This is a genomic window from Epibacterium sp. ABV4_022, assembly GCF_056159345.1.
Genome location: NZ_JBSWVA010000001.1, coordinates 496614 through 522998 on the forward strand (window position 1 = coordinate 496614; position 26385 = coordinate 522998).

At 64.5% G+C, this 26385-nt stretch carries 27 protein-coding genes and 1 riboswitch; of the genes, 7 read left to right on the top strand and 20 right to left on the bottom strand.

Features of this window, described 5'->3' with window-relative positions; genetic code table 11:
- Nucleotides 1-91: 91 nt before the first annotated feature.
- The 4 genes from ACXAF5_RS02345 to ACXAF5_RS02360 form a co-directional block, all read right to left on the bottom strand.
- Nucleotides 92-928 carry a PRC-barrel domain-containing protein gene (locus ACXAF5_RS02345; protein WP_474945398.1) on the bottom strand — a complete coding sequence of 279 codons (837 nt, stop codon included), beginning with the start codon at nt 926-928 and terminating at the stop codon, nt 92-94.
- Nucleotides 929-1178: 250 nt separating this feature from the next.
- Nucleotides 1179-3032 (bottom strand): sensor histidine kinase, encoded by a 1854-nt coding sequence (locus tag ACXAF5_RS02350; protein ID WP_474945399.1) that lies wholly within the window; start codon nt 3030-3032, stop codon nt 1179-1181.
- 5 nt (nt 3033-3037) lie between these two features.
- Nucleotides 3038-3595, bottom strand: coding sequence for an RNA polymerase sigma factor (locus ACXAF5_RS02355; RefSeq protein WP_239318474.1), 558 nt, complete (start codon nt 3593-3595; stop codon nt 3038-3040).
- The gene (locus ACXAF5_RS02360; protein ID WP_239318476.1) at nt 3595-3789 is read right to left on the bottom strand and encodes a NepR family anti-sigma factor; all 195 of its coding nucleotides are present in this window, start codon (nt 3787-3789) and stop codon (nt 3595-3597) included. Before ACXAF5_RS02360 ends, ACXAF5_RS02355 begins: the two co-directional genes overlap by 1 nt.
- Before the next feature lie 113 nt (nt 3790-3902).
- On the opposite strand from ACXAF5_RS02360, the gene ACXAF5_RS02365 reads away from it, so the two are divergent.
- Nucleotides 3903-4724, top strand: a complete 822-nt coding sequence (locus ACXAF5_RS02365; protein ID WP_474945400.1) for a response regulator — start codon at nt 3903-3905, stop codon at nt 4722-4724.
- A gap of 173 nt (nt 4725-4897) precedes the next feature.
- Here ACXAF5_RS02365 and ACXAF5_RS02370 read toward each other — a convergent pair whose 3' ends face one another.
- Together ACXAF5_RS02370 and ACXAF5_RS02375 are read right to left on the bottom strand one after the other, a co-directional pair.
- Nucleotides 4898-5395 (bottom strand): Dps family protein, encoded by a 498-nt coding sequence (locus tag ACXAF5_RS02370; protein WP_474945401.1) that lies wholly within the window; start codon nt 5393-5395, stop codon nt 4898-4900.
- 51 nt (nt 5396-5446) lie between these two features.
- The gene (locus tag ACXAF5_RS02375) at nt 5447-5608 is read right to left on the bottom strand and encodes a DUF1328 domain-containing protein (RefSeq protein WP_239318478.1); all 162 of its coding nucleotides are present in this window, start codon (nt 5606-5608) and stop codon (nt 5447-5449) included.
- A 177-nt stretch (nt 5609-5785) separates the two neighbouring features.
- A riboswitch (cobalamin riboswitch) is annotated at nt 5786-6000 on the top strand.
- A 183-nt stretch (nt 6001-6183) separates the two neighbouring features.
- Here ACXAF5_RS02375 and ACXAF5_RS02380 point away from each other — a divergent pair.
- Genes ACXAF5_RS02380 through ACXAF5_RS02390 form a run of 3 tightly spaced genes read left to right on the top strand, consistent with a single transcriptional unit; the run spans nt 6184 to nt 8972 of the window.
- Nucleotides 6184-6984, top strand: coding sequence for an ABC transporter ATP-binding protein (locus ACXAF5_RS02380; protein WP_474945402.1), 801 nt, complete (start codon nt 6184-6186; stop codon nt 6982-6984).
- Nucleotides 6981-7916: an ABC transporter substrate-binding protein gene (locus ACXAF5_RS02385; protein WP_474945403.1), complete on the top strand. Its 936-nt coding sequence runs from the start codon at nt 6981-6983 to the stop codon at nt 7914-7916. The genes ACXAF5_RS02380 and ACXAF5_RS02385 overlap by 4 nt, the downstream gene beginning before the upstream one ends.
- 57 nt (nt 7917-7973) lie before the next feature.
- Complete coding sequence (locus ACXAF5_RS02390; RefSeq protein ID WP_474947783.1) at nt 7974-8972, top strand: FecCD family ABC transporter permease; 999 nt, start codon at nt 7974-7976, stop codon at nt 8970-8972.
- A 52-nt stretch (nt 8973-9024) separates the two neighbouring features.
- On the opposite strand, the gene ACXAF5_RS02395 is transcribed toward ACXAF5_RS02390, so the two are convergent.
- The 14 genes from ACXAF5_RS02395 to ACXAF5_RS02460 form a co-directional block, all read right to left on the bottom strand.
- Nucleotides 9025-9882: an energy transducer TonB gene (locus ACXAF5_RS02395; protein WP_474945404.1), complete on the bottom strand. Its 858-nt coding sequence runs from the start codon at nt 9880-9882 to the stop codon at nt 9025-9027.
- Nucleotides 9879-10262: an ExbD/TolR family protein gene (locus ACXAF5_RS02400; protein ID WP_474945405.1), complete on the bottom strand. Its 384-nt coding sequence runs from the start codon at nt 10260-10262 to the stop codon at nt 9879-9881. Before ACXAF5_RS02400 ends, ACXAF5_RS02395 begins: the two co-directional genes overlap by 4 nt.
- Before the next feature lie 6 nt (nt 10263-10268).
- Complete coding sequence (locus ACXAF5_RS02405) at nt 10269-10646, bottom strand: ExbD/TolR family protein (RefSeq protein ID WP_239318484.1); 378 nt, start codon at nt 10644-10646, stop codon at nt 10269-10271.
- Between the two features lie 6 nt (nt 10647-10652).
- Nucleotides 10653-11654, bottom strand: coding sequence for a MotA/TolQ/ExbB proton channel family protein (locus ACXAF5_RS02410; protein WP_474945406.1), 1002 nt, complete (start codon nt 11652-11654; stop codon nt 10653-10655).
- A gap of 176 nt (nt 11655-11830) precedes the next feature.
- Nucleotides 11831-12901 carry a siderophore-interacting protein gene (locus ACXAF5_RS02415; RefSeq protein WP_474945407.1) on the bottom strand — a complete coding sequence of 357 codons (1071 nt, stop codon included), beginning with the start codon at nt 12899-12901 and terminating at the stop codon, nt 11831-11833.
- Nucleotides 12902-12913: 12 nt separating this feature from the next.
- Complete coding sequence (locus ACXAF5_RS02420) at nt 12914-13696, bottom strand: ABC transporter ATP-binding protein (RefSeq protein ID WP_474945408.1); 783 nt, start codon at nt 13694-13696, stop codon at nt 12914-12916.
- A 3-nt stretch (nt 13697-13699) separates the two neighbouring features.
- The gene (locus ACXAF5_RS02425; RefSeq protein WP_474945409.1) at nt 13700-14734 is read right to left on the bottom strand and encodes a FecCD family ABC transporter permease; all 1035 of its coding nucleotides are present in this window, start codon (nt 14732-14734) and stop codon (nt 13700-13702) included.
- On the bottom strand, nt 14731-15759 hold the full coding sequence (locus ACXAF5_RS02430; RefSeq protein ID WP_474945410.1) for a FecCD family ABC transporter permease: 1029 nt from the start codon (nt 15757-15759) through the stop codon (nt 14731-14733). The genes ACXAF5_RS02425 and ACXAF5_RS02430 overlap by 4 nt, the downstream gene beginning before the upstream one ends.
- Nucleotides 15749-16753, bottom strand: a complete 1005-nt coding sequence (locus tag ACXAF5_RS02435) for an ABC transporter substrate-binding protein (RefSeq protein ID WP_474945411.1) — start codon at nt 16751-16753, stop codon at nt 15749-15751. Before ACXAF5_RS02435 ends, ACXAF5_RS02430 begins: the two co-directional genes overlap by 11 nt.
- Before the next feature lie 68 nt (nt 16754-16821).
- On the bottom strand, nt 16822-18921 hold the full coding sequence (locus ACXAF5_RS02440) for a TonB-dependent siderophore receptor (RefSeq protein WP_474945412.1): 2100 nt from the start codon (nt 18919-18921) through the stop codon (nt 16822-16824).
- A gap of 203 nt (nt 18922-19124) precedes the next feature.
- A complete protein-coding gene (locus ACXAF5_RS02445; protein WP_474945413.1) occupies nt 19125-20012 on the bottom strand; it encodes a substrate-binding domain-containing protein in 888 nt (295 codons plus the stop codon).
- Between the two features lie 48 nt (nt 20013-20060).
- Nucleotides 20061-20882: an ABC transporter substrate-binding protein gene (locus ACXAF5_RS02450; RefSeq protein ID WP_474945414.1), complete on the bottom strand. Its 822-nt coding sequence runs from the start codon at nt 20880-20882 to the stop codon at nt 20061-20063.
- 24 nt (nt 20883-20906) lie between these two features.
- Nucleotides 20907-21668 carry an ATP-binding cassette domain-containing protein gene (locus tag ACXAF5_RS02455; protein WP_474945415.1) on the bottom strand — a complete coding sequence of 254 codons (762 nt, stop codon included), beginning with the start codon at nt 21666-21668 and terminating at the stop codon, nt 20907-20909.
- On the bottom strand, nt 21661-22368 hold the full coding sequence (locus ACXAF5_RS02460) for an ABC transporter permease (RefSeq protein WP_239318498.1): 708 nt from the start codon (nt 22366-22368) through the stop codon (nt 21661-21663). Before ACXAF5_RS02460 ends, ACXAF5_RS02455 begins: the two co-directional genes overlap by 8 nt.
- 150 nt (nt 22369-22518) lie before the next feature.
- Between ACXAF5_RS02460 and tsaA the strand changes: the two genes are divergently transcribed.
- The 3 genes from tsaA (at nt 22519) to ACXAF5_RS02475 (ending at nt 26372) form a co-directional block, all read left to right on the top strand.
- Complete coding sequence (gene tsaA / locus ACXAF5_RS02465; RefSeq protein ID WP_474945416.1) at nt 22519-23019, top strand: tRNA (N6-threonylcarbamoyladenosine(37)-N6)-methyltransferase TrmO; 501 nt, start codon at nt 22519-22521, stop codon at nt 23017-23019.
- Between the two features lie 352 nt (nt 23020-23371).
- A complete protein-coding gene (locus ACXAF5_RS02470) occupies nt 23372-24610 on the top strand; it encodes an aromatic ring-hydroxylating oxygenase subunit alpha (protein ID WP_474945417.1) in 1239 nt (412 codons plus the stop codon).
- Between the two features lie 205 nt (nt 24611-24815).
- Entirely contained in the window at nt 24816-26372 is a 1557-nt protein-coding gene (locus tag ACXAF5_RS02475; RefSeq protein ID WP_474945418.1) for a trimethylamine methyltransferase family protein, read from the top strand.
- The last annotated feature ends 13 nt before the right edge of the window (nt 26373-26385 follow it).

The window sequence follows — 26385 nt, forward strand, 5'->3', positions numbered from 1 at the left end:
CGCCATCGCCGCCCCGACATCAAACCTGACAACCTGACAGCAAAAAGGCCGGCCCGAGGGGGCCGGCCTTTTGTTCTGCGGGCGGGAGAGGTTAGCCCTGATAGCTGGGCATCTCTTCCATCTGCTGCTTCGTCATCATGGTGTAGATGCGCAGATGACCGTCCCGTTCCTCGATATTCACATCGCCAAGCTGCAGCTCGACCGGCTTGGCGCCGATCCCGAGAAAGCCACCGACGTCGACGATCACCGCATCCACATCACCGGAGTTGTCCATGACGATGTCGGCCACTTCGCCGATCATTTCGTCATTGGCGTCAAAGGCGCTGGCGCCGGTCAGCTCATCCGCTGTCAGCTCGTCCGAGGCGACGGCGGGCGGTGTGTCACCGCTGTCGTCGAACAGGCCGGTGACCTGATCGACCACCTGATCAGAGGCGGTGTCCGCATCGGTTTCGGTCTGGATGGCGCCTTCTGCCGTCAGTTCAGAATGGGCGTTGATGGTGCCGGACATTTTATAGGACGGCGCGGTTTCCAGCGCTTCGGTCGGTGCGTTCAGCACCAGGAAATAGCCATCAGCGCCCGCCTCGGAATTGCCATCGCGCACGAATTTCAGCGCGTCCATATCGACGGCGATCTGGTTTTCGCCAATGCCGAGAAAACCGCCAATGTCGACCAGCACCGCCTCGGCCTTGCCGTCCCGGCTCAGGATCACGTCATTGACCTCGCCGATGTCGCTCCAGCCATCCTGGACGCCATCCATGACGTCCTTGAGGGCGTCGTTCTCGGTTTGATAGATCCGCTTGCCCACAAAGGAGGAGGCATGGAACTCCGCAGGTCCCGCCTCGCTGCGGAACATGTCACTGGTCTCGGCGGCTGCCACGGGCAGCCCCATGGTCAGGATGAGGGACGTGGAAATCAAAAGATTTTTCATGGTGTTATCTCCTATTCCGTTTCACTCGCATGCGCGCGTGAGCTTCGGTGAGACAACGTCGCACGGCCACAGGTGTTCCGGTGCAGGAGGTTTTTTTCGATGGGTGCAAGGGGGGGGGGTGGCGGAGAGCGCGGGGGCCGGACCGCGACGCCCGGCACGGTTCCGGACCGGCGGGGCCAACAGGGCAGGGCGACCCCAGGGCGTAGATAAATTCCGGCACCGCCCGCAGGGGGGCGGTGCCGGAGACGGGTCAGCTGTCCTCGACATCCACCCCGGCAGGCGCCGGGGCATCGGGCTCGAACTGCATCGCGTCGAAGGTCAGGCTGATGGCATAGCTGTCGGCCTCCTCCTGGACGGTCGGGCTGCATTCCAGCTGGCGGGCAAAGCCGCGGATCAACTGGCTGCCAAGCCCGGTGCCCTCTTCATCGAAGCTGGGGTCCTGAGCCGTGGAATTGGCGATCGTCAGCGTCACCCGGGTGTCGTCCACCACGTTCAGCTTGAACGACACCCAGCGTTTGCCGGCACTGTCGACGCCAAGGTATTTCAGGGCGTTGGTGGCGGCTTCGACGGTGAGCAAGGCCAGGGGCACAGCCTGATCGGGATAGAGCACGACCGGCTCCAGCGAAATCTCGATATGCGGCACCGGGGCGGTGGTGGGCGCAAGCTCTGTCAGCGGGCGGATCACGTCCCGCAGCAGGTCGTTTGCCTGAACCCGCCCCAGTTCTGACGCCTGGTACAGGGTCTGGTGCACGGTTGCCATGCTGGTCACCCGCCGGTTGACGGTCTGCAACGCATCAGCGGTGGTTGCATTCCGCGTGCGCCGGATCTGCATGGAAATGATCGACGAGATCAGTTGCAGATTGTTCTTCACCCGATGATGAAGCTCCTTGAGCAGCACATCCTTGTCATGCATCGCATCAAACAGGTCGGCCTCGTCATGAAGCAGTTTCTCGGCCACCTGCATGAACTCGTTTTCGATGACCTCCATTTCATGGGGCATGAAAGACCGGGGCGGCGTTTTGGGCAGGGTGCGGGATCGGGCGAATTGCTGCATCTGGGTGGTGATCAGGCGCAGGTAGCGTACCACCTGGCGATCCAGCGTGATGTAGATCAGCACCAGACTGACCAGCCACATCAGGATCGGAAACAGGGCAGGGGTCAGCACAAGCTGCCTGAACGGGCCGCTGTCGGCGGCTGCGTGGCGGCCGTCCGGGTCCCAGCTGCCGACGACATAGAACCCGTTGCTCAGCACCGGAACGATCGAGAACAGCCGGGTCTCGCCGGCGGCGTTTTCGGTTTCAATGCGCCGTGGGTTGAGTTTGATCAGCTCCTTGAGCGGAATCCCGGCGGGCAGGCGTTCGCGTGCGGTTTCGCGAGCGCCGGACGCGCTGAGGATGTCGCCATCCACGCTGATGGTCACGATATCGATGGGGCGATCCCCCAGTTTGACCTGAAACCCCTGATCGATCTTGTCATGGGGGACGTGGATGATCTGGTTGCCGATGAACCTGCCCTGTTCATTAAAGACCGGCTCGGAAATGATGAGAACGGCAGTGCCGGAAACGGGGCCGAAGGAATTCACGCGGACGTCACGCTTGGCGGTGAGCATCCAGTCGGAGAACCTGGGATTGTCGGAGTAGTCGATCGTCAGATCGGCGGAGGCGCACTCCATGACACCGTCCGTCGGCAGAAACCCCGCAAAGCTGTAGCGCTCTGCGGTGGCGTCGATGAAACGGGTCATCAGCGATTTGCACCGGGCCAGGTCCGCGGTCAGATCCGGCACGCTCAGCGCCAGGGTCTCTGCCGCTGAAAAGGCGGATTTGATGATCTCGCGCTCTTCCTGAGCGAATTCGGCGGTCAGGGCTTGCAGACTGAGATTGTTGGATTCGCGGAGTTCAGCCTGCAGGCGGACGGTCTGATCGACCGCGATCAGCCCCAGCGGCACAAGCGCCCCGGACAGCAGTATGGCCAGCCGGACGGACAGGCTTCGCGTCCAGCCAAAGGGGCGCGATGCGCCCGGAGAGACATGTGTCCGGTCATCCGAACCGTCAGCGGAGGTGCCCTGACCCTGGCCTCGAAACAGGGCCAGGGAGGGAAAATTCATTCGATTCACGCGGCGGTTCCACCACTTGCGGCGACCACGGCATGGGTGGCGGCGTCCGTCAGTTCCATCTGATCGTCGATATTGATCTGCATGCTGGAGGCCAGGGCTTCGCGCCCCCGGTTCAGCCGGCTCTTGATCGTGCCGACCTTGACGCCACAGACCTCGGCCGCCTCTTCATAGGAATATTGCAGAACGCCGATCAGGGTCAGCACCTCGCGCTGCTCGGCCGGCAGTTCCGCCAGGGCGACGCGGAACTCGGCCAGTTGCAGCCGGCCATCATGGGCCGGTTTGACCGAGATGCTTTCGGTGATGGTGCCGGTGGAATCCTCGACTTCGCGGGCAGCCTTGCGGCGGTTGGAATAGAAGGTGTTGCGCAGAATGGTAAAGAGCCAGGCCCGCATGTTGGTGCCTTCCTGGAACTTGTCGAAGTTGCTCCAGGCTTTCAGCACCGTATCCTGCACCAGATCATCTGCTGCCGCATCATTGCGCGTAAGGCTCATGGCGAAGGCGCGAAGCACCTTCATATGGCTGGTCAGTTCAGCCTTGGCATTCTGTCGGTCCATTATTCGGCCTCCTCCTGCGACTGGGAGGTCGCGCCGGTGGTGCCCGACGCATCCGCGACGGGGATCTTGTCCAGACGATCAAGTAGCTCCATCAGATGCGGCGGCAATTCCGCATTCGCATCCTCGTCGAAAACCCGCTTCAGGTTCTCGTCGATCAGAGTGTCCCATGGCTGTTTCTGAGGCCTGTTTGCCATTCGTCTCTCCCGCAACACCTATACCTTCAGGCGCGATAAAATTTTCATTTCCATGGAACAAACGCCCAAAGCATGCGTTTGTTCCGAGAAATATTGGTGACAGGAGAAAAAAATTGTCGACCCCCACCACTGGACAAGCCCTGACTCTGTCGGACCTGATCGGACCCCACCTGCCGTACCTGCGGCGTTACGCCAGAGCGCTCACCGGGGCGCAGCAATCCGGTGATACCTATGCGGCCTCCACGCTGGAGGCGATCCTGGCGGATCCAAGCTGCTTCGACGCCCAGGCCCATGGCGGAAAAGTGGCACTTTTCAAGGTTTTCCACACGCTCTGGAGCAGTTCCGGACAGCCGGTGCCGGACACGGATGACGGTCCCCGGGCCCGGGCGCTGCAACATCTTTCGGCGCTGACCCCGAACACCCGCGAGGCGCTGCTGCTGAATACGGTGGAGGCCTTCTCCATCAGCGAAATCGCGGAAATCATGGACATCGACAGCGAAGAGGCCAGCCGCCTGATCCAGTTGGCGCATGATGAGATGCAGCAATCGGTTTCGGGCAAGATCATGATTATCGAGGATGAGGCGATCATCGCGATGGATCTTGAAGGCATCTGTACGATGATGGGGCACGAGGTCACCGGGATTGCGCGCACCCACAAGGCGGCGGTGAAACTGGGGCATGAGCAACGGCCCGATCTGATCCTGGCGGATATTCAGCTTGCCGATAACTCCAGCGGCATCGACGCGGTTGCGGACCTGCTCGAAGATCTCGGCGACGTGCCGGTGATCTTCATCACGGCCTTCCCCGAGCGTCTGCTCACAGGTGAGCGGCATGAACCGGCGTTCATGATCGCCAAACCCTATGTTCCCGACCAGGTGATTTCTGCGATCAGCCAGGCCATGTTCTTTGCCTCGACCGATACGCTGACCAGCTGATCCAACGGCAGCGTGACTTTGGCGATATCGACGGCCCGGCACTGTCCGGGCCGTTTGTTTGCGCGGGTGTGTGTCGGGCGAGCAGCGGCGCGGCGGCCAAAACGTCGCATCCGCAAAATAAAGGGGCCCCACACCCGTCAGGATGAAGGGCCCCCTGCAGAATACATGCGTGCCTACGAGGCAGACAAAGCACGCAGCATCCAAGCCGCTTTTTCGTGGAAGGCCGCGCGTTCGGTGGCCAGGTCACCCGTCACCATATCCTTGCGCTGTTCGGCCAGCTCGATCAGCGCGTGCAGGCGGTGGGCCAGACGCATATGGTCCCTTTCAAGATCCTTGCACATTTCCCCGGCGCTTGGCATCTGGCCGAGGTCGTCGACAATACTGTCGGACAAGACGCCGGTGATCTTGCCGGAGGTCAGGTGGCCGATGGCGCGGATGCGCTCTGCCAGCTCATCTGCGGCGGCAAACATGTTCTGGTACTGCTCTTCGGTCAGATTGTGCAGCGAGAAGAACAGCGGTCCTTCGACGTTCCAGTGGTAGATGTGGGTTTTCAGCGTCAGGCGGTAGGTATCCGCCAGCACGTCGCTCAGCCCCTCGGCGATGGCGGTGGTGTCCCGGACGCCGGTCTCGACAGGTGCGATTTGCGGTTTGACGTTCAATGCGGTGCTCATGTCATGTCCTTTCTGCGTGGAGTGTCGGTCGATCCGATGCGTGCCTTCGGGTCAGCGGCGAACTGCCCGAAAGATCAACGCGGCGACGAACATCACCAGGAAGATGAAAAAGAGGATCTGCGCGATCCCGGCCGAGGCGCTGGCGATACCGCCAAAGCCAAAGACGGCCGCGATCAGTGCGATCACCAGGAATGTCAGGGCCCAACCAAGCATGGGGTGCCTCCTTTGCCGTGTTACAGTGCCCACCCTGTGCGGGCCTCGCAGACACAACGGCGCGCGGCGCGAATTGTTCCCGGAGAAACGCATCGTCGCGCTGTGGCCCGGACGGGGGCCGCGTGCTGTCGGGCCTGTCGCCGGTTGCAAAACAGTTGACATATTCAGTCCGTTTGGCCCATGTCTGGGCCAGATGGTTCTCCGTCGCCTCAGATGCGCGGGGATGAAAAGGGAATACGGTGAGGTGTAGCCAAAAGGCGCCAAACCCGTGACTGCCCCCGCAACTGTGAGCGGCGAATGACCCTGCCTGATACCACTGGATGTCCATCCGGGAAGGTGCAGGGGAATGACGAACCGCAAGTCAGGAGACCTGCCATCTGACCCGATGTGTAACCTGGGCGGGGTGTCCCGGTGAACGGTGGTAGCTGTCTGACCTCCCGAGCCGGGAGCGACGCCAACCTGTGTTCTGCCTATCCCCCGCACACAAGAGCGGAGCCGCGGATGGCGCTGTGTGATCGAGACATGTGCAGAGCCGGTGACGCGCCGCGTGCCGCGCTTGCCCGGAGGGGGCGGTAATGGCTGCGACCCTGGAGGCGCGTGGCCTGACCTGGGCGCCGCGACGCCGTGGCCCCCTGATCCTGCATGAAACCAGTTTCCACCTGCCCGCCGGGCGCGTGCTTGGGGTGGTCGGCGCCAATGGCGCCGGCAAGTCCAGCCTGCTGCGGCTCCTCTATCGCTATCAGTCGCCGCGCAGCGGACAGGTGCTCGTCGATGGGACCGATCTGTGGGCCATGCCGCCGCGGCAGGCCGCGCGCAGGGTGGCGGCGGTGCTGCAAGAGCAACCGACCGATTTCGGCCTGACGGTGAAGGACATCGTGGCGCTGGGACGTCTGCCCCATCGCGACGGGCTGGCCACATCGGGTCAGCGGGATGCGGCGATTATTGACGCAGCACTGCGCAGGCTCGACCTGACCGGTTTTTCCCACCGCACGCTTGCCACCCTGTCCGGGGGCGAACGGCAGAGGGTCATGGTGGCCCGCGCCCTGGCGCAGGAACCGCAGGTGCTGATCCTCGATGAACCGACAAACCACATGGATGTGCGCCATCAACTCGAACTGCTGGCGCTGATCCGGAACCTCGATCTGACCATCGTGACCTCGCTGCACGATCTCAATCTCGCTGCCGAGGTCTGTGATGACATTCTGCTGATGGCAGAGGGCCGCGTTATGGGCTTTGGCACACCCGGCGTGGTGCTGTCCGAAACGCGCGTCTCCCAGGCCTTTGGCGTGCAGGCCCGCCGCGACCACCTGGCCCGTGCGGGCCGGGATCACCTGACCTTTCACTTGTCCAATATCTCGCAGGAACACACCTCATGAAAAATATCCTCTTTCCCGTCGCGCTGGCACTGGCAGGCACCTCCGCCTGGGCTGAAACCACGGTTCAGAGCTGTGATCGCGACGTGACCTTTGACAGCGTCCCGCAAGCCGCGATCTCCAATGACGTCAACCTGACCGAAATGATGCTGGCGCTGGGGCTGTCCGATCACATGGTCGGCTACACCGGCGTCTCGGGCTGGAAAACCCTGGACGCGGAAATGCGCGATGGGGTTGCAGCGCTGCCGGAGCTTTCCGCCCGCTACCCCTCCAAGGAGGTGCTGGTCGGCGCAGATGCGGATTTCTTCTTTGCCGGATGGAACTACGGCATGAAAGTCGGTGGCGAGGTGACCCCCGAGACCCTCGCCCCCTTTGGCATCAAGGTCTACGAACTCACCGAAAGCTGCATCCACATCGGCGACAAGCCCAAGGTAAGCATGGATGACATGTACACTGATCTGCTGAACCTCGGCCGGATCTTTGATGTGGAGGACAAGGCCGAGGCCCTGGTTGCCGGCTATCGCGCCGATCTCGCCGCCTTTACCAAGGAGCTGGAGGCGGATGGCGAAGCCCCGCGGGTGTTTGTCTACGACAGCGGCGAGGATACCCCGTTCACCGCCGGTCGTTATGCCATGCCCACCGCCCTGATCGAGGCCGCCGGTGGCAAGAACATCATGGATGATTTCGAAAAGAGCTGGGCCACCGTAACCTGGGAAGAGGTGGTGGACCGCAATCCGGAGATCGTGGTGATCGTGAACTACGGCGACGTCACCGCCGCGCAGAAACGGGACTTCATGATGCAGAACCCGGCCTTTGCCGAGATGGATGCGGTCAAGAACGACAGGTTCGTGGTGCTGGAGTATGTCGAAGCCACCCCCGGACCGCGCAATATCAAGGCCGTGAAAAAACTCGCCGCCGGGTTCTGGGGCGAATAACCGATGCAGGACAGCGAAGCGCATATTGGCCCGCTGCGGCGCACGCGCACTGCACCGATGCTGCTTGTTGGCGGTTTGGCTGCGCTTCTGGTGTCGCTGTCCTTTGCCATCAGCCTCGGGGCGGTGCCGGTGTCGACCGGCACCGTCTGGGGGGTGCTGATCGACAAGATCTGGCCCGGCCTTGTGGAGCCGGTTTGGTCCAAGGGGCGGGCCGCGATCGTCTGGGATATCCGCTTTCCGCGTGCGCTGCTTGCGATCATGGTCGGCGCCGGGCTGGCGCTGGTCGGGGCGAGCCTGCAATCGGTGACCCGCAATCCGCTGGCCGATCCGCATCTGCTGGGGATTTCCTCTGGCGGGGCCTTTGGCGCGATCCTGGCCTTGCTGCACACCGGGTTGTTCCTTGGTCTGTTGACGGTTCCCCTGCTGGCCTTTGCCGGTGCTTTGGCGACAACGGCGGTGGTGCTCGGCGTCACGCGCCTGACCCAATCGACGACGGCGGATCGGCTGGTACTGGCGGGGGTGGCGGTGTCCTTCATCGTGATGGCCGGGGCCAATGTGCTCATCTTTCTGGGCGATCCGCGGGCCTCTCACACCGTGGTGTTCTGGATGCTCGGGGGGCTTGGCATCGCGCAGTGGTCGCATCTGATCTATCCGTTGCTGATCCTGCTGGGCTGCGGCACCTGGCTCTGGTGGCGGCGGGCGGATTTCAACGCAATGACGGTGGGCGATGAAACCGCCGCCACCCTGGGCATCGCCGTGGCGCGGTTCCGGCTGATGACCTTTGTCATCGGCGCGCTCATCACCGGGGTGATGGTGGCGTTTTCCGGCATCATCGGCTTTGTCGGCCTCATGGTGCCGCATATCGTGCGGCTGATCTGCGGCGGGGACTACCGGCTTGTGCTGCCGGCAAGCGCCCTGTTTGGAGGTGTATTCCTGCTCTGGGCGGATATTCTGGCCCGCACGATCCTGGCGCCCGAGGATATTCCCATCGGCGTCGTGACCGGGCTGATTGGTGGGCTGTTCTTCATCTGGCTGCTGGGGCAGCGCAAGGGCTAGCGGCGCACGCCCGCGCCCCGTCGGCCACACCCGTGGGGCGTGTTGACCAGCCTCAGCGGCTGAAGGTGATCTTCAATGCAAACGGGAACTGCGCCCCGGGCAGCCCGTTCGGGGCCTTGGGGAACCGCCGTGCGTTGGCAATGGCGCGCAAGGCGGCCTGATCAAAGGCCGCGACGCCGGACGAGCGCACAACGCGATAGTTCAGCAGCTGCCCACCCCGGCTGACGGTCAGCCCGACCACAACAGCCCCATCACCGCGCGCGCCGGAAGGATAGCGTTTGCGCCGCTCGATGCGGGCGCGGATCTTGGCCCCCCAGACCTGTTGCAGCTTCGCCTGTTGACCCTTTGTGCTGGTCGTGGTGCGGGCCGTGCTGGTGGTGCCCGCCTGCGCGCTGCCGCCTGTTCCGGCGGCGCGTTGTTCGGCCCGCCCGGCGGTGGTGGTCTGGGCTTGCTGCGCGGTATCGGGCACGTCTTCCGGCTCCGGCTCCGGCTCCGGCTCCGGCTCCGGCTCAGGTTCGGGCTCTGGCTCGGGTTCAGGCTCCGGTTCCGGCGGTGGTGGCGGTGCGGGTGTTGTGTCGATCTCCGGCTGCGCAGCCTCTTCCGGGGGCGTCATGGCCAGGCGCACCTCGGCGCGTGGCGCGGGCGCGCTGTCGAGCTGCGGCAGCGTTGGTGCGGATGTCTCTGCAACCGGCGTATCGAGCGGTTCCAGCTCGACCGGCGGGGCGTCCGGTGGTTGCTCCCAGCGGTCCACCATCTCGCGCACGGTGGGCGCGGCTCCGGCGATGGAGACGACATATTCGCCGCCAGATCCGCCGGCCTGGCTGCCCTGTTCCGGAACGCTTGCAAATAGGGCAACGTGGACGGCGACCGCCAGCGCCGCAAACAGAAAGCCTTCGATCCAGCGTTTCATTTCGGGCTCACCACCAGTTCCACACGGGCAAAGCCGGCAGCCGACAGATCGGCGAGCAACCCGGCGGCAACCGTCGCCTCCAGCTCTGCATCCGCCCGCAGTTGCAGGATGGCGTCTTTGGCGGACACCTCGGCCAGCCGCGTCATCGCGGCGTCGCCGGTCTGGCCGTCGAACGACAGCGTGCCGGTCTTGTCGACATAGAGCGTGGCCTCCGCCTCCAGCGGCGCGTCAAGATCCGCCTCGGGCGGGGTGACCTCAATCGGGTCGGGCTGGGCCAGACGCGAGGTCATCAGAAAGAAGATCAACAGCAGGAACACCACGTTGATCATCGGCACGATCGATTCCGCGCGCGGGCGGCGGGGGGCGTCAGACAGGTCCATCGGCGCTCACTCCACCAGAACGACCGAGGTGAACCCGGCGGATCGCAGGGTCTCGGTCAGGGTGACGATACGTTGCAGGCTGGCCCCATCCCGCCCGCGCAGGATCAGCGTATCCGTGCGCGTCTCGACCAGCGGGTCCAGCACCGCCGCAAGTTCGGCGAGCGGGACTGGCTGCCCGTTCACAAAGACCTGCTCTGGCGCAATGTCGATCAGGCGCGGCGGGCCGGTGTAGTCCCCGCCGCCCGCCGCCAGCGGCAGCGACAGTGCGGCGTCGATGCCAAATCGCGAGGCCAGCATGAAGAAGACCAGCAGCAGGAACACCACGTCGATCATCGGCGTGAGGCTGGGCTTGCGCCGCGCGCGGGGAGGGGGATCCAGCAGCATCGCGGATTATTCCGCCGCCAGACGCAGCTGTTGCGGTTTGTCGCTGACGAACAGACGTGTTGCGCCGTCTTCCACATCGCGGCGGATGCGGTCGATGACGGCCTCGAACCAGGTCAGCGCCGCAGAGGCGGGGATCGCCACGGCCATGCCGGCAGCGGTGGTCAGCAGCGCTTCCCAGATCCCCCCGGCCAGCATCGAGGGATCGGCCTTGGAGCCTGCCGCCTGCAAGGCCTGGAAGGCCGCGATCATCCCCAGAACCGTGCCCAGCAGACCCAGAAGCGGCGCGATGGTGGAAATCAGTTCCAGCGCGCCCAGCCCGCTGCGCGCCGAGGCCAGTTCGCGTTTGGCGACGCGCGCGGTTTCCTCGCGGGCATGGGCATCGGGCATCGTTTTCAGGGCATTCAGGGCCGCCGAAATAACCTTGGACCGCACCCCGCGCCGGCCTTCGACGATGGCAATGGCCCGATCACTGTCGCCGGCCTGATAGGCGGCGATGGCCTGGCGCGCCTTGCCCCGGGACCAGGCGCCGATCAGGGCCAGACGCCAGATTTTCCACAGGATCAGGGCCAGGGTGATGACGGAGAGGGCAGCAATCGCCCAGATCGACGGGCCACCATCGCGCAGGAATTTTCGGGCCGCGACCGCTGCCGACAGCGCCTTTTCTTGCAGCGTCAGCGGCGCTGCGGCGGGCTCCGCAACGGGCGCAGGCGCGGCATCTGCGCCTTGGTCGGACACTGCCGTGGACGTGTCGGGCGACGCGCTCTCGGTCTCTACGGATCCTGCCGGGGTGGGCGCGAGGGACGCCGGGTCCGGCGCCTCAGAGCCGTTCGACGGCGCGGCAATCGGCGCCTCGGGCGATGTCGGGGCCGCAGGTGCCGTTGGCGCGACGAGATCGGAGGCGACCTCGGGAACCGGCGTGGCGGGGGCGGCGCCGTCCGTTTCGGTTGATTGTGCCGAAGCCAATGCAGGCAGCAGGATAAAAGACGTCAGAAGAAGAATGTGTTTCATATTGGCTCCGTGTCGCAGCTTTGGGCTCAGGTCCGCCCCGTGCTCTGCCCCGGTGAGGTCAGGTCACGGGCGGTTGGGCTTGGCTACATGGCGCAATGTCGAATGCACGTGATTGGCTAACGGAGGCCTACATCCCCCACGACTGGCGCCTAATTTAGTATAGCGTTTTTGTCAAGTTAAGCATGGTCTTCGGCAGGCGCCGGCCGGGTCCAGTAGGCCGAGACATAGTGATCCTTGGCGTTGAGACTGGCGGATTTGAAATGGGCGCGCAGTTTTTGCGCGGCGGTTTTCTCCGCAGCCAGCCAGACCATGTGGTCGGGCGCAGCCGCAAGCCCGGCAATGGCCAGATCGCCCAGGTCGTCGCCCCCGGCCGCGCGTCGCTCGACCGTCAGGCCGGTGTGTTCGGGCAAGGGATAGTCGCCGGAGACCGGATCGGTCAGCTCCAGGATGACCTGCCCCCGGGCGTCGGTATCGAGGGTTTCGAGAATCCGCGCCACGGCGGGAAATCCGGTCTCATCTGCATAGATACGCAGCGCCTTGGCCTCTGGAATGCCGCCGCCGCCGGGGCCGGTCAGGCCAACCCGGGTGCCCGGGGTCACGCTACGGGCCCATTCCGTGGCACGGCCGCCCTCGTGCTCGAAGATGTCGAACACCAGACGCCCGCTGGCGGCGTCCATTTCGCGCACGGTATAGACCGGGCGATGCAGGCTGGCGTCGCCCTTCGGCCAGATGGTCTGACCGCTTTCGGACAGATAGGGCCATTCCGGACGCGCCAGATCGGGATCGGGCAGCGCCAGCCGAAAGTGTATTGCGTCGGTGGTGAAATGCGACAGGTCTTCAGCCTCCGCCTCCACACGCAGGAAATGGCCGGGCACGCGGGTGACCGCGCGAATGGTGATGAACTGGAAATTCGGCGGCAGTTTGCCCGCTTGATCCTGCGCATCGGACCAGCGGATGGCGGCGGCAACATCCGGCACCAGCTGCGCGATGGTGTCGCTCAGGCTGTCCTTCAGGGTGAAGAGCCAATCGGCACGGGAGGACCCGATCACCGCGATCGTCTCCTTGGACTGCCGCTGAAAACTGTAGTTGCCATAGACGGTTTCGATCTGGATCTCTTCCGCGGTATCGACAACGACCGGCAGGTCGTGCTCGCGGGCGCGGTTGCGGATGTCTGCGTGCAGGGCGTCAAAGGGCAGCCCGGGCAGGGCGGTCTGGGCGTGAAAGTCAAAGTGGTCTAACAGGGACATGTTCTACCCTTTTCAGGTTGGGATGACGTGAGGAGTGCCGTGATTGGGGTCGGCGATGATCGTGCAGGGCAGGTCGAACACCTCCTGCATCATGGCTTCGGTGACGACCTCGCGTGCCGGGCCCTCGCTGTGGACCGCGCCATTGCGCAGCGCGATCACGTGATCGCAATACCGCGCCGCGAGGTTGATGTCGTGCAGCACCATGGCCACGGTGCGCCCGGTTTGCCGGTTCAGGTTGCGCACCAGTTCGAGCAGCTCGATCTGATGCGGCAGGTCGAGGAAAGTGGTCGGCTCGTCCAGCAACAGCAGCTGCGTGTCCTGGGCCAGCGCCATGGCGATCCACGCCCGCTGGCGCTGACCGCCCGACAGCGTGTCAAGCACGCGCTCCTCAAGCCCGTCCAGCCCGGTTGCCGTGAGCGCGGCGGAGACCGCTGCGGCATCCTCGACGGAGTATTGGCGCCATGCGGATTGATGCGGCGTGCGCCCGCGCAGGACCAGATCGCGTATGGTCAGACCCTCCGGCGCAACCGGAGACTGGGACAGGATCGCCAGCCTGCGCGCTACGGAGCGGCTGTTCTGGGCGGCGATGCTCTGGCCGTCGAGGATCACCTGTCCCGCGCTGGCTTTCTGCAACCGCGCCAGGCTGCGCAACAGGGTGGATTTGCCGCAGGCATTGGGGCCGACGATTGCGGTCACCACCCCATCGGGCAGCCCGATCGAAAGGCGGTCAAGCACGGTGGTGCGCTGGAAACGGACGCTGAGGTCCCGGGCCGCGAGGCGATAGTCAGCGGTCATGATCTAGAGGGCTCCTTTGCGAAACTGGGCGACAAGCAGCCACACGAGGACAGGGGCGCCGATCACGGCGGTAAAGACCCCGGCGGGCAATTGCACCATCGGCACCATCCGTGCGGCGGTGTCGGCGCCAAGGGTGACCAGCGCGCCGACGAGGGCGGCCGCCATCAATGCGGGCGCGCCGGTTCCGATCAGGCGACGGGCCACCGGACCGGCGACAAAGGCGACAAAGGGCAGCGGACCGGCAACGCTGACAGCCAGTGCGGCCAGCAGAACGCCGGTGGCGGTCAGGATCAGCCGATGGCGCGCCAGCCCCAGACCGAACCCCTGGGCAATGTCATCGTCCATGGTCAGCCGCGCGAGCGGGAAGTGCAGCCAGACGAGTACAGGCATCAGCAGCGCCAGACCGCCCCAGACCAGCGCCGCGTCGCCGAGGCTGCGGGCATTCAGGGTTCCGGTCAGCCATTGCGCCATGTCGGCGGCGCGCTGTTCGTCCGTCATGCTCAGCAGCAGATCGCTTGTGGCCCCCAGCGTCAGGCTGGCGCCGATGCCGACAAGGATCAGCCGATAGGGATCGAGACCGGAACCCCGCCGCCCGTCCCAGGCCAGTATCAGCACCAGGGCCGCCGTCAGCAGGCCGCCGACCAGCGCCCAGGGCAGTACAAAGCGCAGGGTGCCGAAGATCAGGATCGCCAGCACCGCGCCACAGCTGGCGCCCGCGTTAAACCCGATCACATCGGGCGAGGCCATGGGATTGCGCAACATCGACTGGAAGATCGCGCCGGACAGGCCAAAGGCCGCCCCGGCGCCAATGGCAACCAGGATGCGCGGCAGGCGATGGTCGAGCAGGATCATGGTCGGGATCTCGCCGATCTCGCCCCGGAGCGCGGACCACAGATCCTGCGCCGCGACCGGAAAGCTGCCGATCTGAAGGGCCGCCAGCGCAAAGGTGACAAGCACCAGCGTCAGCCCCAGCCCCACCAGCAGGTTGCGCCGGTGGATCTGCAGGGACAGGCGATTGATGCGCAATGTGTAGGTCATAGCTTCCGTGCTCCTCTGCTGCGGACCAGCCAGATCAGCACCGGACCGCCGAGAATGGCGGACATCACGCCCGCCTGCATCACGCCGCCAAACAGCGGCGCGCGCGCGATCAGATCCGCAAGACCCATCAGCGTCGCGCCATAGACCGCGCTATAGAGCGACAGCCAGCGCATGTCGGCTGGGGCGGTTGCGCGGGCCAGATGTGGCACGAGCAATCCGACAAAGGCGATCGGCCCGGCCATGGCCACGGTTGCGCCGCACAGGACGACGATCGCGCTCCCGGTCAGCAGTTGCAACAGGCCGACACGCACGCCAAGCCCCTGCGCGGTACTCTCGCCCAGTTGCAGCGCGTTGAGGCTGAAGCCGGCGACAAAGGCCAGCAGCAGCCCCACGATGATGAAGGGCAGGAGCGCCGAGACCATGTCGAGGGTGGCATTGTCGAACCCACCCAGAATCCAGACCCGATAGACCTCCAGTGACGCGCGGCTGATCAGGAGCACACCACGGGTCAGGGCGTAGAACAGGGCGCTGACGGCCGCCCCCGCAAGGATCAGGCGCCCGGTGCGCGACGGTGCATTGCCGCCCAGCAGGAAGACCAGCACCGAGGCCAGCGCCGCCCCGGCCAGCGCGGCCCAGACAAACTGCGCCGGGTCGGTGATGCGCAGCACGAAGGTGCTCAGCACCACGGCGAGCGCAGCCCCCGCATTGACCCCGAGCAGCCCCGGATCGGCTAGCGGGTTGCGGGTCAGCGCCTGCATCAATGCGCCCGCAACGCCAAGGCTGGCCCCGCTCAGCAGCGCGGCCACCATCCGGGGCATGCGCAGCTGCCAGATCACGATATGATCCGGCTGATCGGGGTCAAAGGCGGTGAGGGCCTGCCACAGATCCGACCAGCCCAGCGGGCGCACTCCCAGCCGCAGCGCCAGCAGCGCCGTCAGGCCCAGGGCGCCAAGGCCGACCGCCAGCCAGATCAGCCGGTGCGCGGGGCGACCGGACAGGCGGGGCAGGGTGGTCTCAGCTGTCATCTGCCGGCCCTCCGGTCAGGATACCCGCCGTGCGCGAGGAGGTGACTTCGGTGGCGGGATCGCCATCCATGGCCTGTTCGAGCAGCGGAACCAGCCGGTCGAGCGCATAGGAAATGCTCAGCGGGCTGGAATGCGACAGCGCCGCCGAGAGCATCAGGTCCGAGTAGATTTCGCGGCCTTCGAGATTGGCCCGCATGAAGCGGCGCAGGGGCAGGCGGTTCAACCGATCCACCGATGCGCCGCTGTCGAGCCAGATCAGAACATCGGCGTCGATGGGCGACAGATCCTCGTCCGGGACCTTGAAATACGCCAGGTCGAGGCTGCTGCGCTGCTGGATCGCCGGCGGGATGACAAACCCGAGATCGCCGAGGAATTTGCCGCGGATGTCATGGCCGGTATAGGCGCCGGTGGTGCCGGCCCAGACCATGACACCGGTCGCGCCCTGCCACTCGGGATGGGCCGCACGCAGGTCCGCCAGCCGCTGATCGAGGCGGGCGATGATCGACTGCGCCGTTGTCGCATGGCCGGTGGCATGACCGAGGCGCAGCAGCATCTGCTGCCAGGACATGCTGTAATCCCCGGCACCGGGGGCCGGAGCGACGGTGGGGGCGATCTGCGACAGCAGCGCGTACTCGCGACGGGTCATACCGGACCATTGACCGACGATCAGATCGGGCTCCAGGGCGGCGATGGCCTCGATGTCGATTTCCCCCTGCATGACCACGGGCGTGCCGCTGCCAAGCGCCTCTTGCGCCCAGGGCCAGACGCCGAAGGCGTGCGGGCCGTACCATTTGCGCAATGCCACCGGCACCACGCCGAGCGACAGGAGGAAATCATGCCCGATGAAGCTCAGCGACACCACGCGCTCTGGCCGTGCCTCGATCCGGGCGGTGCCGTAGATATGGTCGATCTCCACCGGAAAGCTCTGCGCAGCGCCCTGTTTCGGCAGCAGGGCGGCGGTGCAGAGGGCAACCAGGAGCAATATCTGGCGCATGAGACGCCTTTCCGTACTGGGAGGGTAAAGCCCCCGGGCCCTGGCGGAGGGTCCGGGGAAGGTTCGGATCAGAACTTTGATGTGAGCGTCAGCGCGACGTTCCTGCCCTCGCCGAGGTAGCACGCGCCGGACTGGCAGGTGGTCACGTAGCTCTCGTCCAGCAGGTTCTGCACGTTCAATGCCACCTGCCAGTTGTCGCGGGAATAGGTGACCGCCGCATCATAGAGCGTGTAGGACGGGGTCTCGTAGGTATCGCTGCCGCCCCAGGACGCACCGGTGTAGCGCACGCCCGCGCCGAATTTCCAGCCTTGCAGCTGACCGGCAGTCGGTTCGTAATTGACCCAGAGCGAGGCCGCGTTCTCCGGCACCTGCGCGATCTGCGCACCGCTGGAATTCTCGGTATCGAGATAGGTATAGGCCGCATCAAAGCTGACATCGCCAAGCCGGTGGAACAGCTCCAGCTCCAGCCCCCGCGACGTCGCCTCGCCGGTCTGGATCGAGAACCCGGGGTTGGCCGGATCGGATACGGTCATGTTGGATTTGGTCAGATCGAACACCGACGCGACAAAGAGGGTATCACTCCCGGCGGGCTGGTATTTCACACCGATTTCATACTGGGTCCCCTCGGTCGGCTCGAACGGCGTGCCGTTGACATCGGTGCCGACCTCGTCCTGGCGGAAGCTTTCAGAATAGCTGATATAGGGCGCGATGCCGTTGTCGAACCGGTAGAGCATGGCGATGTTGCCGGTCCAGGCGCTGTCGTCTGCGGCCACCGATGTGGCGCCAAAGCTGCCGGTGCTGGCGCCGGTCTCGATGTGGCCGTAGCGCAGTCCGAAGTCGACGAACAGGCGGTCATCCACGACAGCCCGGTTTTGCAGGTAGACCCCCCATTCCGTGATCGCGGTGCCATCGCTGTCGGTCACGGTGATGTCGGGATACCCCGCATAGGTCGGGTTGAACGGATCGATGGGCGCGACCTGGGCACCGTATCCGGTATCGCTGTCATAGTAGCCGCGCGAATAGCTCGCGCCGATGATGCTGCGCATGTTCACGCGCCCCAGCGTGTACCGGGCGGTGGCATAGGCGTCGAGTGCCGCGGTCTTCATCTCGTTTTCGGCGCGATAGAAGGTGCGGTTGATGGTGCCGTCGGGGTTGTAACGGCCAGTGGTGACATTGTCGAAGGCCCACCAGGCGTGCTGATAGAGCGCTTCGCCATCCAGATAGCGGGCGTTTGCATTCATGCTCCAGACATCGTTGAAACGGTGCCGGAACATGGCGGTGATGCCGCGCTGTTCGCTCTCGAAGGTGTCAAACCCCGGCTCGCCGACAAACAGGCTGTCATCAAAGAACGTGCCGTTGCCAAAGCCAGTTGCCGGTTCCAGCGTGCCATAGAGCGAGGCGAACTGGATCAGCGGGCTGCCATCGGTTTTCTGATAGTTGGCCAGGACGGTCAGTTCGGTGTCGTCATTCGGGCGCCAGGTGATCGAGGGAGCAAAGGCGAGCGAGTCATCCTGGGAGAAGTCGACCGGGGTCTCCGCATTGCGCAGCAGACCGACAAGGCGATACCGCAGGGTGCCGGATTGGTTCAGCGTGCCGCTCACGTCACCAGCGATCTGCGCCCGCTGGTTGGAGCCGACAGAGAGCTGCCAGAGGTTGTCGCTGTCCTGCGCGGCGGTTTTCGAGGTGGTATTGACCACGCCGCCGACCGATCCGCTGCCATAGAGACCGGACACCGGCCCCTTGAGGACTTCGACACTGTTCAGCAGAAACGGTTCGGGCTTGGTGTCGTTGTAAAAGCCGTAGCGCGCGTTCAGACCGTCATGCAAGGTGGTGGGCGCAAAGCCCCGCACCAGCGACCAGTCGGAGCGATTGTCCAGCCCCCACTGCCCGGCGGTGATGCCCGAGGCATACTGAAGCGCCTGCTCCACATTGGTGGCGCCCCGTTCCGCGATCTGTTGTGCCGTCACGATATGAACCGCGCGCGGGGTTTCGATGATCGCGTCACCGGTCTTGGCGACGGTGCCGGTCTCCGTTGCAACGCTTTCGCCGAAAAAGGCCTGGGTGTCGCCGTCGGTGACGTGGATGGGTTGAAGTTCGATCACCTGAGCCGCGGCGGGCAGGGCCGCCATCAAGGCCAGGATGGATACAGGTGTTGTCCGCAGGTGCATTGTCCCGATTCCGCTGGTTTTGTTATTTTTTGTGCCTGGCGGATATGCTCGGTAGGACTGCCGCTATTAAAACCTTATAAAAGAGTCAAGTATCCGGGGGGCGCCCGGTGGTGCGCCGAGCCACGCAAAAGCCGCTGCCAATCGATCTTCAGGCAGGGAGCAGGGACGGCGTTTTGCGGATCGTTGCGCAGGCGGGGATGATCTCAGGCGTTCCAGAGCACGGTGCCAAACCGGCTGACATCATAGCCTTTTGTGGTGGCTGCCCGCTGGGCAAAGGCATTTGTGCGGCAGAAGGCGAGAAAGCTCTGGAAGGCCGGTTCGAACCAGGCCTTGCGATCCACCAGAAGGGCAAATTCTTCCTGCACGATAGGCGCGAACCGCAGGCCGTAGCTCTGCGCCACCGCTTCGAGGCCAAAGGTCACATCCGCGTCTCCCCGGCGCACGGCCTCCACCGCTTCGTCTTCGGACCGCGCGATGTCCGCCGTGGGGATTGTGCTCGGGTCGAGGTCGGCCTGTTCTGCCAGGTCGCGAAACAGCTGGTCGGTCCCGGAGCCGGGTTGCCGTGGCGCAAGGCGCAGCTGCCGGATGTCGCGCAGGCTGCTCAGATCTCCGACACCGTCCCGGTAGACGAGGCCGCGCTGTCGGCTGGCAAAATGCACGAGGGTGGCGTTCTGGCTGGCGACGCTGCGCTGAACGGCCGGGATGTTCCACTGTCCGGTCTTGCTGTCGCGCAGATGCAGGCCGGTGGCGATGCCATCCCCGCCGGCAAAGCGCTCCAGCCCGTCCATCGAGCCGTCGAAATAGCTGGCAAGGCCGGAGCGGGACTGGCGCACCGCCCAATCCAGGAGCGGATCATGGCTGCCCAGCAGGATCTGCGGGCGCTCTGCTGTCGGCGCGGTGCCGCCGGATTTGGCCCGATCAAGCCAGGCGCGGATCTCCTCGGCCGGAAACAGCAATTTGCCGGTCGCGCGGGAACAGGGCACTTCACCGGAAGCGGCGAGATCATAGATCTTGCGTTCCTTTAGGCGCAAAAGGTCCGCCAGTTCCGGGACGGTCAGGTAGGCGTGGTCGGGAAAATCGAAGTCGGTCATGTCACAGTCTGATGGGGCGGCCCTGAATGGCGCGCCCCGCAGACTCTATCAGTTCTTCGGTGCGTTGGGGAAGAACAGTTGCTGATCGTCGACCTTATAGGCCGCGATGGCGGATTGGCCCTCTTGCGAGGTCAGCCAATCGGCAAAGGTCTGCGCCGCCTCGATCTGGACCGAGGGGCATTTGCCCGGATCGATGGGGATCACGCCGTATTGGTTGAACAGATCTTCGTCGCCCTGAACCTTGATCTCATAGTCCTGCTTGTTGGCAAAGCTGATCCAGGTGGCGCGGTCGGTCATGACATAGGCGCCCATGCCGATGCCCGCGTTGAGGGTCGCGCCCATGCCGGATCCGGTCTCGCGATACCAGTCGCCCGAGGCCGCGGTGGGATCGACGCCGGTCTCTGCCCAGAGCGCCACCTCTTTCTTGTGGGTGCCGGAATCATCCCCGCGCGAGGCAAAGAGCGCACCGGCTTGCGCAATCTTGCCGAGCGCCTCCTGCACATCGGTCAGCCCTGCGACCTGCGCCGGGTCGCCGGTGGGCCCTACGACGACAAAGTCATTGTACATCAGGTCGGTGCGCGTCACGCCAAAGCCTGCATCGACGAATTTCTCCTCGGCGGGTTTGGCGTGGACCAGCAGCACGTCACCGTCGCAGTTCTGGGCATTCCGGATCGCCTGTCCGGTGCCGACCGCAACGACGTTGACCTGGATGCCGGTCTTGTCCTGAAACAGCGGCAGCAGATAATCGTAGAGTCCGGAATTCGCGGTCGAGGTGGTCGATTGCACGATAATGGATTGCTCCGAGGCCGGGGCGCTGGTGGCAATCGTGAGCGCAGCGAGGCTCGCACCAAATGTGTGGCTTAGCTTCATATTTAAATCTCCAGTCGAGGGGTATTAAAGGACAAGACGTCCATCGAGGTAGGCGCGTGCAGCAGGCGACTGCGGCGCCGAGAAAAAGCGATCCGCCGGGCTGTGCTCTGCCACGCGCCCGCCGTGCAGGAACACGACGTCATCCGCGATCCGGCGGGCCTGGCCGCTGTCATGGGTGACGCAGATCACCCGGATGCCCCGGGCGCAGGCGTCCTGCACGATTGTTTCGATCACCTGAACCGAGCTGGGGTCGAGGCTGGCCGTGGCCTCGTCAAGGAACAGCACCTCGGGATCGGTTGCCAGGGCGCGGGCCAGCGCCAGCCGCTGCGCCTCGCCGCCGGACAGGCGGCGGGCGGGCGCGCGGGCCTTGTGCCGCAGTCCGACCCGATCCAGAAGCGCATCGCGGGCCTGCCGCGGCTTGCCCCGGGCCTTCAGGACAAAGTCGATATTGGCTGCCACGGACCGGCGCAGCAGCACCGGCTTCTGGAACACCAGCGCCTGTCGCGCGGTGACCGCGGCGGGCGGCTGGCTGCCCCAGCAGACCTCCCCTGCCGTTGGGCTCAGAAGCCCGTGCAGTACCTTCAGCAGCAGGCTTTTGCCGGCTCCGTTTGGTCCCATGATCGCGGTGCATCCATGCGGGGACAGGTCGAGATCCAGCCCGGTCAGGACGGGGGTGCCGCCGCAGGATAGCTCCAGCCCGCGCACCCGCAGCGGCAGCAGATTGGCATAGCGCGCTTCGGGCAGCGCCTGGGGGCGGAGCAGGGTGGCGGTGTCGATGCTAGACATAGGCGTGTCTCCGGGCGCTCATGCGCAGGCTTTGCACGGCAGCGTTGACGCCAAGGGCAATCACCAGCAGCACGAGGCCAAGGGCCAAGGCCAGCGCCAGATCGCCTTTGGAGGTTTCAAGGGCGATCGCCGTGGTCATCACCCGGGTCAGGTGGTCGATGTTGCCTCCGACGATGATCACCGCACCAACCTCGGCCACCGCGCGTCCGAACCCTGCAAGGCTCACCGTCAGCAGCGAATACCGCGCATCCCAAAGAAGCGCCGACACCGTCTGCCCCCGGGTCAGGCACAGCGAGCGGAACTGCTCGGCGTATTCGCCATGCAGGTCTTCCAGAACCTGTCGCGACAGCGCCGCCACGATCGGCGCAATCAGGATGGTCTGGGCAATGATCATGGCGCTGGGCGTGTAGAGAAGGCCCAGAAACCCAAGCGGACCGGAGCGGGACAGGTGCAAGTAGACCAAGAGCCCGACCACCACCGGCGGCAACCCCATCAGCGCGTTCATCAGCACCAGCACGGCGCCGCGCCCGGGAAAGCGGCTGATCGCCACCAGGGCGCCGAGGGGCAGGCCGATGAGGCAGGCAAAGAAGGTGGCGCTGAGGCTGACGCGCAAGGACAGGGCGACGATCTCGAACAGATCGGCGTTTCCTGTTATCACCAGCTGGATCGCCAGCGAGACCGCTTCTCCGATACCTTGCAAAATTTCCGGCCTTTGCGTTTCTTTCGGTGTCGAGCCTAAGGGCGGATTTCACGCATATGCAAGCCTGCCATCGGCATCCAGGGCCTTTGAGGCGACACCTGGGACAATTTGGATTGCAAAAGACTGCATAATTTACGAAAGGCGGACAAAATGACCCCTCCCGATATCCGGCCAAACGAGATCGTGGTGCAGTTGACGCCTCCCGATGACGCGCAGTTGCGATTCATCGGCCGGATTCGCACGCCGTGGACGGATCGCAGCCAGTGCCCGCGCCAGGGCAGCGTGGAGGGACCCGAGTGCCGTCTCTACCTCGATCCGGTCTGGGCGCCTGCGCTGGCGGGGCTGGAGGCCTATGCGCGTATCGAGGTGCTCTATTGGCTCGATCAGAGCCGCCGGGATCTGGTGACACAATCCCCGCGGTTGGACGGTGTGACCACGGGCACATTTTCCCTGCGGTCTCCGGTGCGTCCGAATCCGATCGGAACAGCGCTTGTCCAGCTGGTGCGGATCGATGGCTGCGAGGTGGTTGTACGCGGCCTTGATTGTCTGGACGGCACGCCGCTGCTGGATATCAAACCTGACCGCTGCGCCTATTCGCCAAGGGCGCTTGCAAAACCGGGCGCAGAGGAGCCGCCAACAGGGCACTCCTAACCAGACCAGCGAACGCCGCTGCACCCACCAGCTTCAGCCTGATCGCAGGGCAATCGGCAAGAGGTCTGTTTTTGTTGCCTCCGCGTCGGAATCCTCTCCGCGCGCCACCCCGGCCGCGGATTATTGCGATCAGAGCAAGGCCGCCTGTGCCAAGGCGGTGGACCGGGGCGCTGGCGACAGCCCGGAACCGGTCCCGTCGCCACAGCGGCGTTACGCGCGCCGTTCCGGCCTTGCCGTGAAAACGTCAACCGCAGGCGGGGGACTGTGATCGCAGGCAGGCCGCTGCCGCCGCGGTCGCGCGCCTCGCCTTCACGCCAATCCGCTGCGCGGGTGCGGCAAAGGAGAGAAGCTCATGCTTCACGACAGCGACATCCTGGTCAAACTGGCAGCCCGCCAGAAAAACTATTCCCTGGAGCAGGCCTTCTATACCGATCCGGGGGTGCTGGATCTTGATCTGCGCCAGATTTTCTACCGCGAGTGGCTGTTTGCCATTCCCGCCTGTGAAATTCCGAAGACGGGCAATTTCGTGACCCATCAGGTCGGTGCCTATGACGTCATCATCGTGCGCGGTGCCGATGGCGAAGTGCGCGCCTTCCACAACGCCTGCCGCCACCGGGGCTCGGTTGTGTGCAAGGCCAAGAAGGGCAGTGCGCCCAAGCTGGTGTGCCCCTATCACCAATGGACCTACGAGCTGAACGGCGCGCTTTTGTGGGCGCGGGACATGGGGGCGGATTTCGACGCGTCCGAACACGGGCTTCTGCCGGTGCATTGCCGCAATATCAAGGGGTTGATCTATATCTGCCTGGCGGATGACGCCCCCGACATTTCCGTCTTTGCCGCCGAGATGGAGCGCTACCTCGCGCCGCATGACATCGAGAATTCCAAAGTCGCCTTTGAAAGCACGATCATCGAGAAAGGCAACTGGAAGCTGGTCTGGGAGAACAATCGCGAATGCTATCACTGTGCGGGCAATCACCCCGCGTTGTGCCGCACCTTTCCCGAAGACCCCAATGCCATCGGCAACGACCTCGATGGTGAGGATCCAGCCCTGCAGGACAAGCACGTGGCCCGCTGCGAAGCGGTGGGGGCGCCCTCCGCGTTCAAGATCTCCGAGGCCGGGGAGTGGCGGTTTGTGCGCACCGCGCTGCTGGGAACGGCGGAAAGCTACACCATGGACGGCAAGGTCGCGGTGAGCCGGCCAAATTCGACCCTCCCGTTCAAGGACGCCGGGTCGCTGTTGCAGTTTCACTATCCCACGACCTGGAACCACTACCTGTCGGACCACAGCATCGTGTTCCGGGTGACTCCGATCAGCCCGACCGAGACCGAGGTGACAACCAAATGGCTGGTGCACAAGGATGCGGTCGAGGGGCAGGATTACGACCTGCAACGGCTGACAGAGGTCTGGGTGCACACCAATGACGAGGACCGGCAGGTGGTCGAGGACAATCAGCGGGGCATCAACACACCCGCCTACCGCCCCGGCCCCTATTCAAAGACCCACGAGGGCGGCGTGATCCAATTCACCGACTGGTACGCCGACCACCTGATGCGCGGGCTGACGGGCCGCAGCCTGATCGCCGCGGAATAGGTTTCAACCTTCGGGGACGCTGGTGTGCGGGGGCCTGCCTGTGAGGGCGGGCCCCTCTTTATTGTTGGGGGGTGCCGGCGGCTGATCGATGAGATCGGCAATGCGGCGCCGTGTCGGCGGGGGTCGTTTCCTGCAAGCATGTTTCGGAATCCTACAGGCGCCTGGCGGTCGGAGCCGCAAAACTGTCATCAAAGGAGATCCCGCGATGACCGAAACCCTGCACCGCTCCCGTAGCCGCTCCGGTGGCCGTTCCGCCCGCCGCAGCCTGCGCACCGCTAGCGATTTCACCATGCTGCCGGGCCTGACCCGCGCCATTCCATGGTGCGAGGTGATGGATGGGGCGCAGGTCGAAAAGATCGACGCGGCGTCGATGGACATCCTCGAAAACGTTGGCGTGCAGTTTCGCGACGACATCGCGCTGGCCGATTGGAAACGGGTCGGCGCCAAGGTCGAGGGCGAGATGGTTTACCTGGATCGGGGTCTTGTGCGCGAGTTGATCGCCTCGATCCCGTCAGAGTTCACCTACCACGCCCGCAACCCGGCCAATAACCTGCGTCTTGGCGGCAAGCATTCGGTCTTTGTGCCGATGACCGGCGCGCCCTTCCTGCGCGACCTCGACGATGTGCGCCGCAACCCGACGCTCGACGATCTGGCGATGTTCCACAAGCTCAGCCACATGCTGCCCGGGCTGCATTCCTCGGCGCACCACATCGTGGAGCCCTATGACCACCCGATCAGCCAACGCCACCTGCGCATCACCTATTCGTCGATGAAACATTCCGACAAGATGTTCATGGGCATGACCACCAGCCCCAAGAACGCCGAAGACGTGATGGAGATGTGCGCGATCCTCTTTGGCGAGGACTTCCTGGAAGAGCACCCGGTCACCACCGGCAATTGCAACGGCAACTCGCCATTGGTGTGGGATGAAACCATGCTGGGCGCCATGCGGGCCTTCTGCAAGCGCAAGCAGCCGGTGCTGTGCTCGCCCTTCGTGCTGGGCGGCGCCAATACGCCCGCCTCGGTGCCTGCGGCGGTGGCGCAGCTCAACGCCGAAGCGCTTTCGGCGCTGGCCTATACGCAGGTGATCCGCAAGGGCGCGCCCGCGATCTATGGTCACTATCTGTCCACCGTCAGCATGAAGTCCGGCGCGCCGATGGCGGGGACGCCCGAAATCTCGCTGATGAACTTCATGATCGGCCAGATGGCGCGCTACTACGGGGTGCCGTGGCGGACCTCGAACACGCTCGGCGGTGCCAAGACCTTTGACGCCCAAGCCGGGTATGAGAGCGCCACGACCCTTTCGGCGGTGCTGCACGCGGGCGCCAACTACATCTGGCACTCTGCCGGCTGGAACGAGGCAGGGATGCATTGCTCGGTTGCGAAATTCATCGTCGATGCGGAGCAATGCGCCATGGGGCACCGCATGGCGTCGGGGCCGCGCTGGGACGACTTCGATCAGGCGGTCGCAGCGGTGCCGGATGTTGGCCCCGGTGGTCACTACCTCGGCCATCCGCACACGCAGGAGAATTTCCAAAGCGCCTTCTTCATGCCGGAGATGTTCGACAACAACTCCATCGAGCAATGGCAGGCCGAGGGCGGTGTTGAGATCACCGAACGGGCGCTCACCCGCGCCAAGAAACTGTTGTCGGAATATCAGGAACCCAAACTCGACGAGGCCAAGAACGAGGAGCTCCTCGCCTATATCGCGCGCCGCGAGCAGGAGATCCCGGCGGCCGACGAGTTGAACCAGACGTATTAATTCCTCTCTCCGG

What these genes read in the sequence shown, in the direction of transcription:
- ACXAF5_RS02450 (WP_474945414.1), bottom strand. Translation starts at nt 20,882, where the DNA reads ATGAAGCTAAGCCACACATTTGGTGCGAGCCTCGCTGCGCTCACGATT.
- ACXAF5_RS02430 (WP_474945410.1), bottom strand. Translation starts at nt 15,759, where the DNA reads ATGACAGCTGAGACCACCCTGCCCCGCCTGTCCGGTCGCCCCGCGCAC.
- ACXAF5_RS02350 (WP_474945399.1), bottom strand. Translation starts at nt 3,032, where the DNA reads ATGAATTTTCCCTCCCTGGCCCTGTTTCGAGGCCAGGGTCAGGGCACC.
- ACXAF5_RS02440 (WP_474945412.1), bottom strand. Translation starts at nt 18,921, where the DNA reads ATGCACCTGCGGACAACACCTGTATCCATCCTGGCCTTGATGGCGGCC.
- ACXAF5_RS02475 (WP_474945418.1), top strand. Translation starts at nt 24,816, where the DNA reads ATGACCGAAACCCTGCACCGCTCCCGTAGCCGCTCCGGTGGCCGTTCC.
- ACXAF5_RS02380 (WP_474945402.1), top strand. Translation starts at nt 6,184, where the DNA reads ATGGCTGCGACCCTGGAGGCGCGTGGCCTGACCTGGGCGCCGCGACGC.
- ACXAF5_RS02420 (WP_474945408.1), bottom strand. Translation starts at nt 13,696, where the DNA reads ATGACCGCTGACTATCGCCTCGCGGCCCGGGACCTCAGCGTCCGTTTC.
- ACXAF5_RS02385 (WP_474945403.1), top strand. Translation starts at nt 6,981, where the DNA reads ATGAAAAATATCCTCTTTCCCGTCGCGCTGGCACTGGCAGGCACCTCC.
- ACXAF5_RS02400 (WP_474945405.1), bottom strand. Translation starts at nt 10,262, where the DNA reads ATGGACCTGTCTGACGCCCCCCGCCGCCCGCGCGCGGAATCGATCGTG.
- ACXAF5_RS02445 (WP_474945413.1), bottom strand. Translation starts at nt 20,012, where the DNA reads ATGACCGACTTCGATTTTCCCGACCACGCCTACCTGACCGTCCCGGAA.
- ACXAF5_RS02405 (WP_239318484.1), bottom strand. Translation starts at nt 10,646, where the DNA reads ATGCTGCTGGATCCCCCTCCCCGCGCGCGGCGCAAGCCCAGCCTCACG.
- ACXAF5_RS02425 (WP_474945409.1), bottom strand. Translation starts at nt 14,734, where the DNA reads ATGACCTACACATTGCGCATCAATCGCCTGTCCCTGCAGATCCACCGG.
- ACXAF5_RS02435 (WP_474945411.1), bottom strand. Translation starts at nt 16,753, where the DNA reads ATGCGCCAGATATTGCTCCTGGTTGCCCTCTGCACCGCCGCCCTGCTG.
- ACXAF5_RS02355 (WP_239318474.1), bottom strand. Translation starts at nt 3,595, where the DNA reads ATGGACCGACAGAATGCCAAGGCTGAACTGACCAGCCATATGAAGGTG.
- ACXAF5_RS02360 (WP_239318476.1), bottom strand. Translation starts at nt 3,789, where the DNA reads ATGGCAAACAGGCCTCAGAAACAGCCATGGGACACTCTGATCGACGAG.
- ACXAF5_RS02455 (WP_474945415.1), bottom strand. Translation starts at nt 21,668, where the DNA reads ATGTCTAGCATCGACACCGCCACCCTGCTCCGCCCCCAGGCGCTGCCC.
- ACXAF5_RS02390 (WP_474947783.1), top strand. Translation starts at nt 7,974, where the DNA reads ATGCTGCTTGTTGGCGGTTTGGCTGCGCTTCTGGTGTCGCTGTCCTTT.
- ACXAF5_RS02370 (WP_474945401.1), bottom strand. Translation starts at nt 5,395, where the DNA reads ATGAGCACCGCATTGAACGTCAAACCGCAAATCGCACCTGTCGAGACC.
- ACXAF5_RS02415 (WP_474945407.1), bottom strand. Translation starts at nt 12,901, where the DNA reads ATGTCCCTGTTAGACCACTTTGACTTTCACGCCCAGACCGCCCTGCCC.
- ACXAF5_RS02375 (WP_239318478.1), bottom strand. Translation starts at nt 5,608, where the DNA reads ATGCTTGGTTGGGCCCTGACATTCCTGGTGATCGCACTGATCGCGGCC.
- ACXAF5_RS02395 (WP_474945404.1), bottom strand. Translation starts at nt 9,882, where the DNA reads ATGAAACGCTGGATCGAAGGCTTTCTGTTTGCGGCGCTGGCGGTCGCC.
- ACXAF5_RS02470 (WP_474945417.1), top strand. Translation starts at nt 23,372, where the DNA reads ATGCTTCACGACAGCGACATCCTGGTCAAACTGGCAGCCCGCCAGAAA.
- ACXAF5_RS02410 (WP_474945406.1), bottom strand. Translation starts at nt 11,654, where the DNA reads ATGAAACACATTCTTCTTCTGACGTCTTTTATCCTGCTGCCTGCATTG.
- ACXAF5_RS02345 (WP_474945398.1), bottom strand. Translation starts at nt 928, where the DNA reads ATGAAAAATCTTTTGATTTCCACGTCCCTCATCCTGACCATGGGGCTG.
- tsaA (WP_474945416.1), top strand. Translation starts at nt 22,519, where the DNA reads ATGACCCCTCCCGATATCCGGCCAAACGAGATCGTGGTGCAGTTGACG.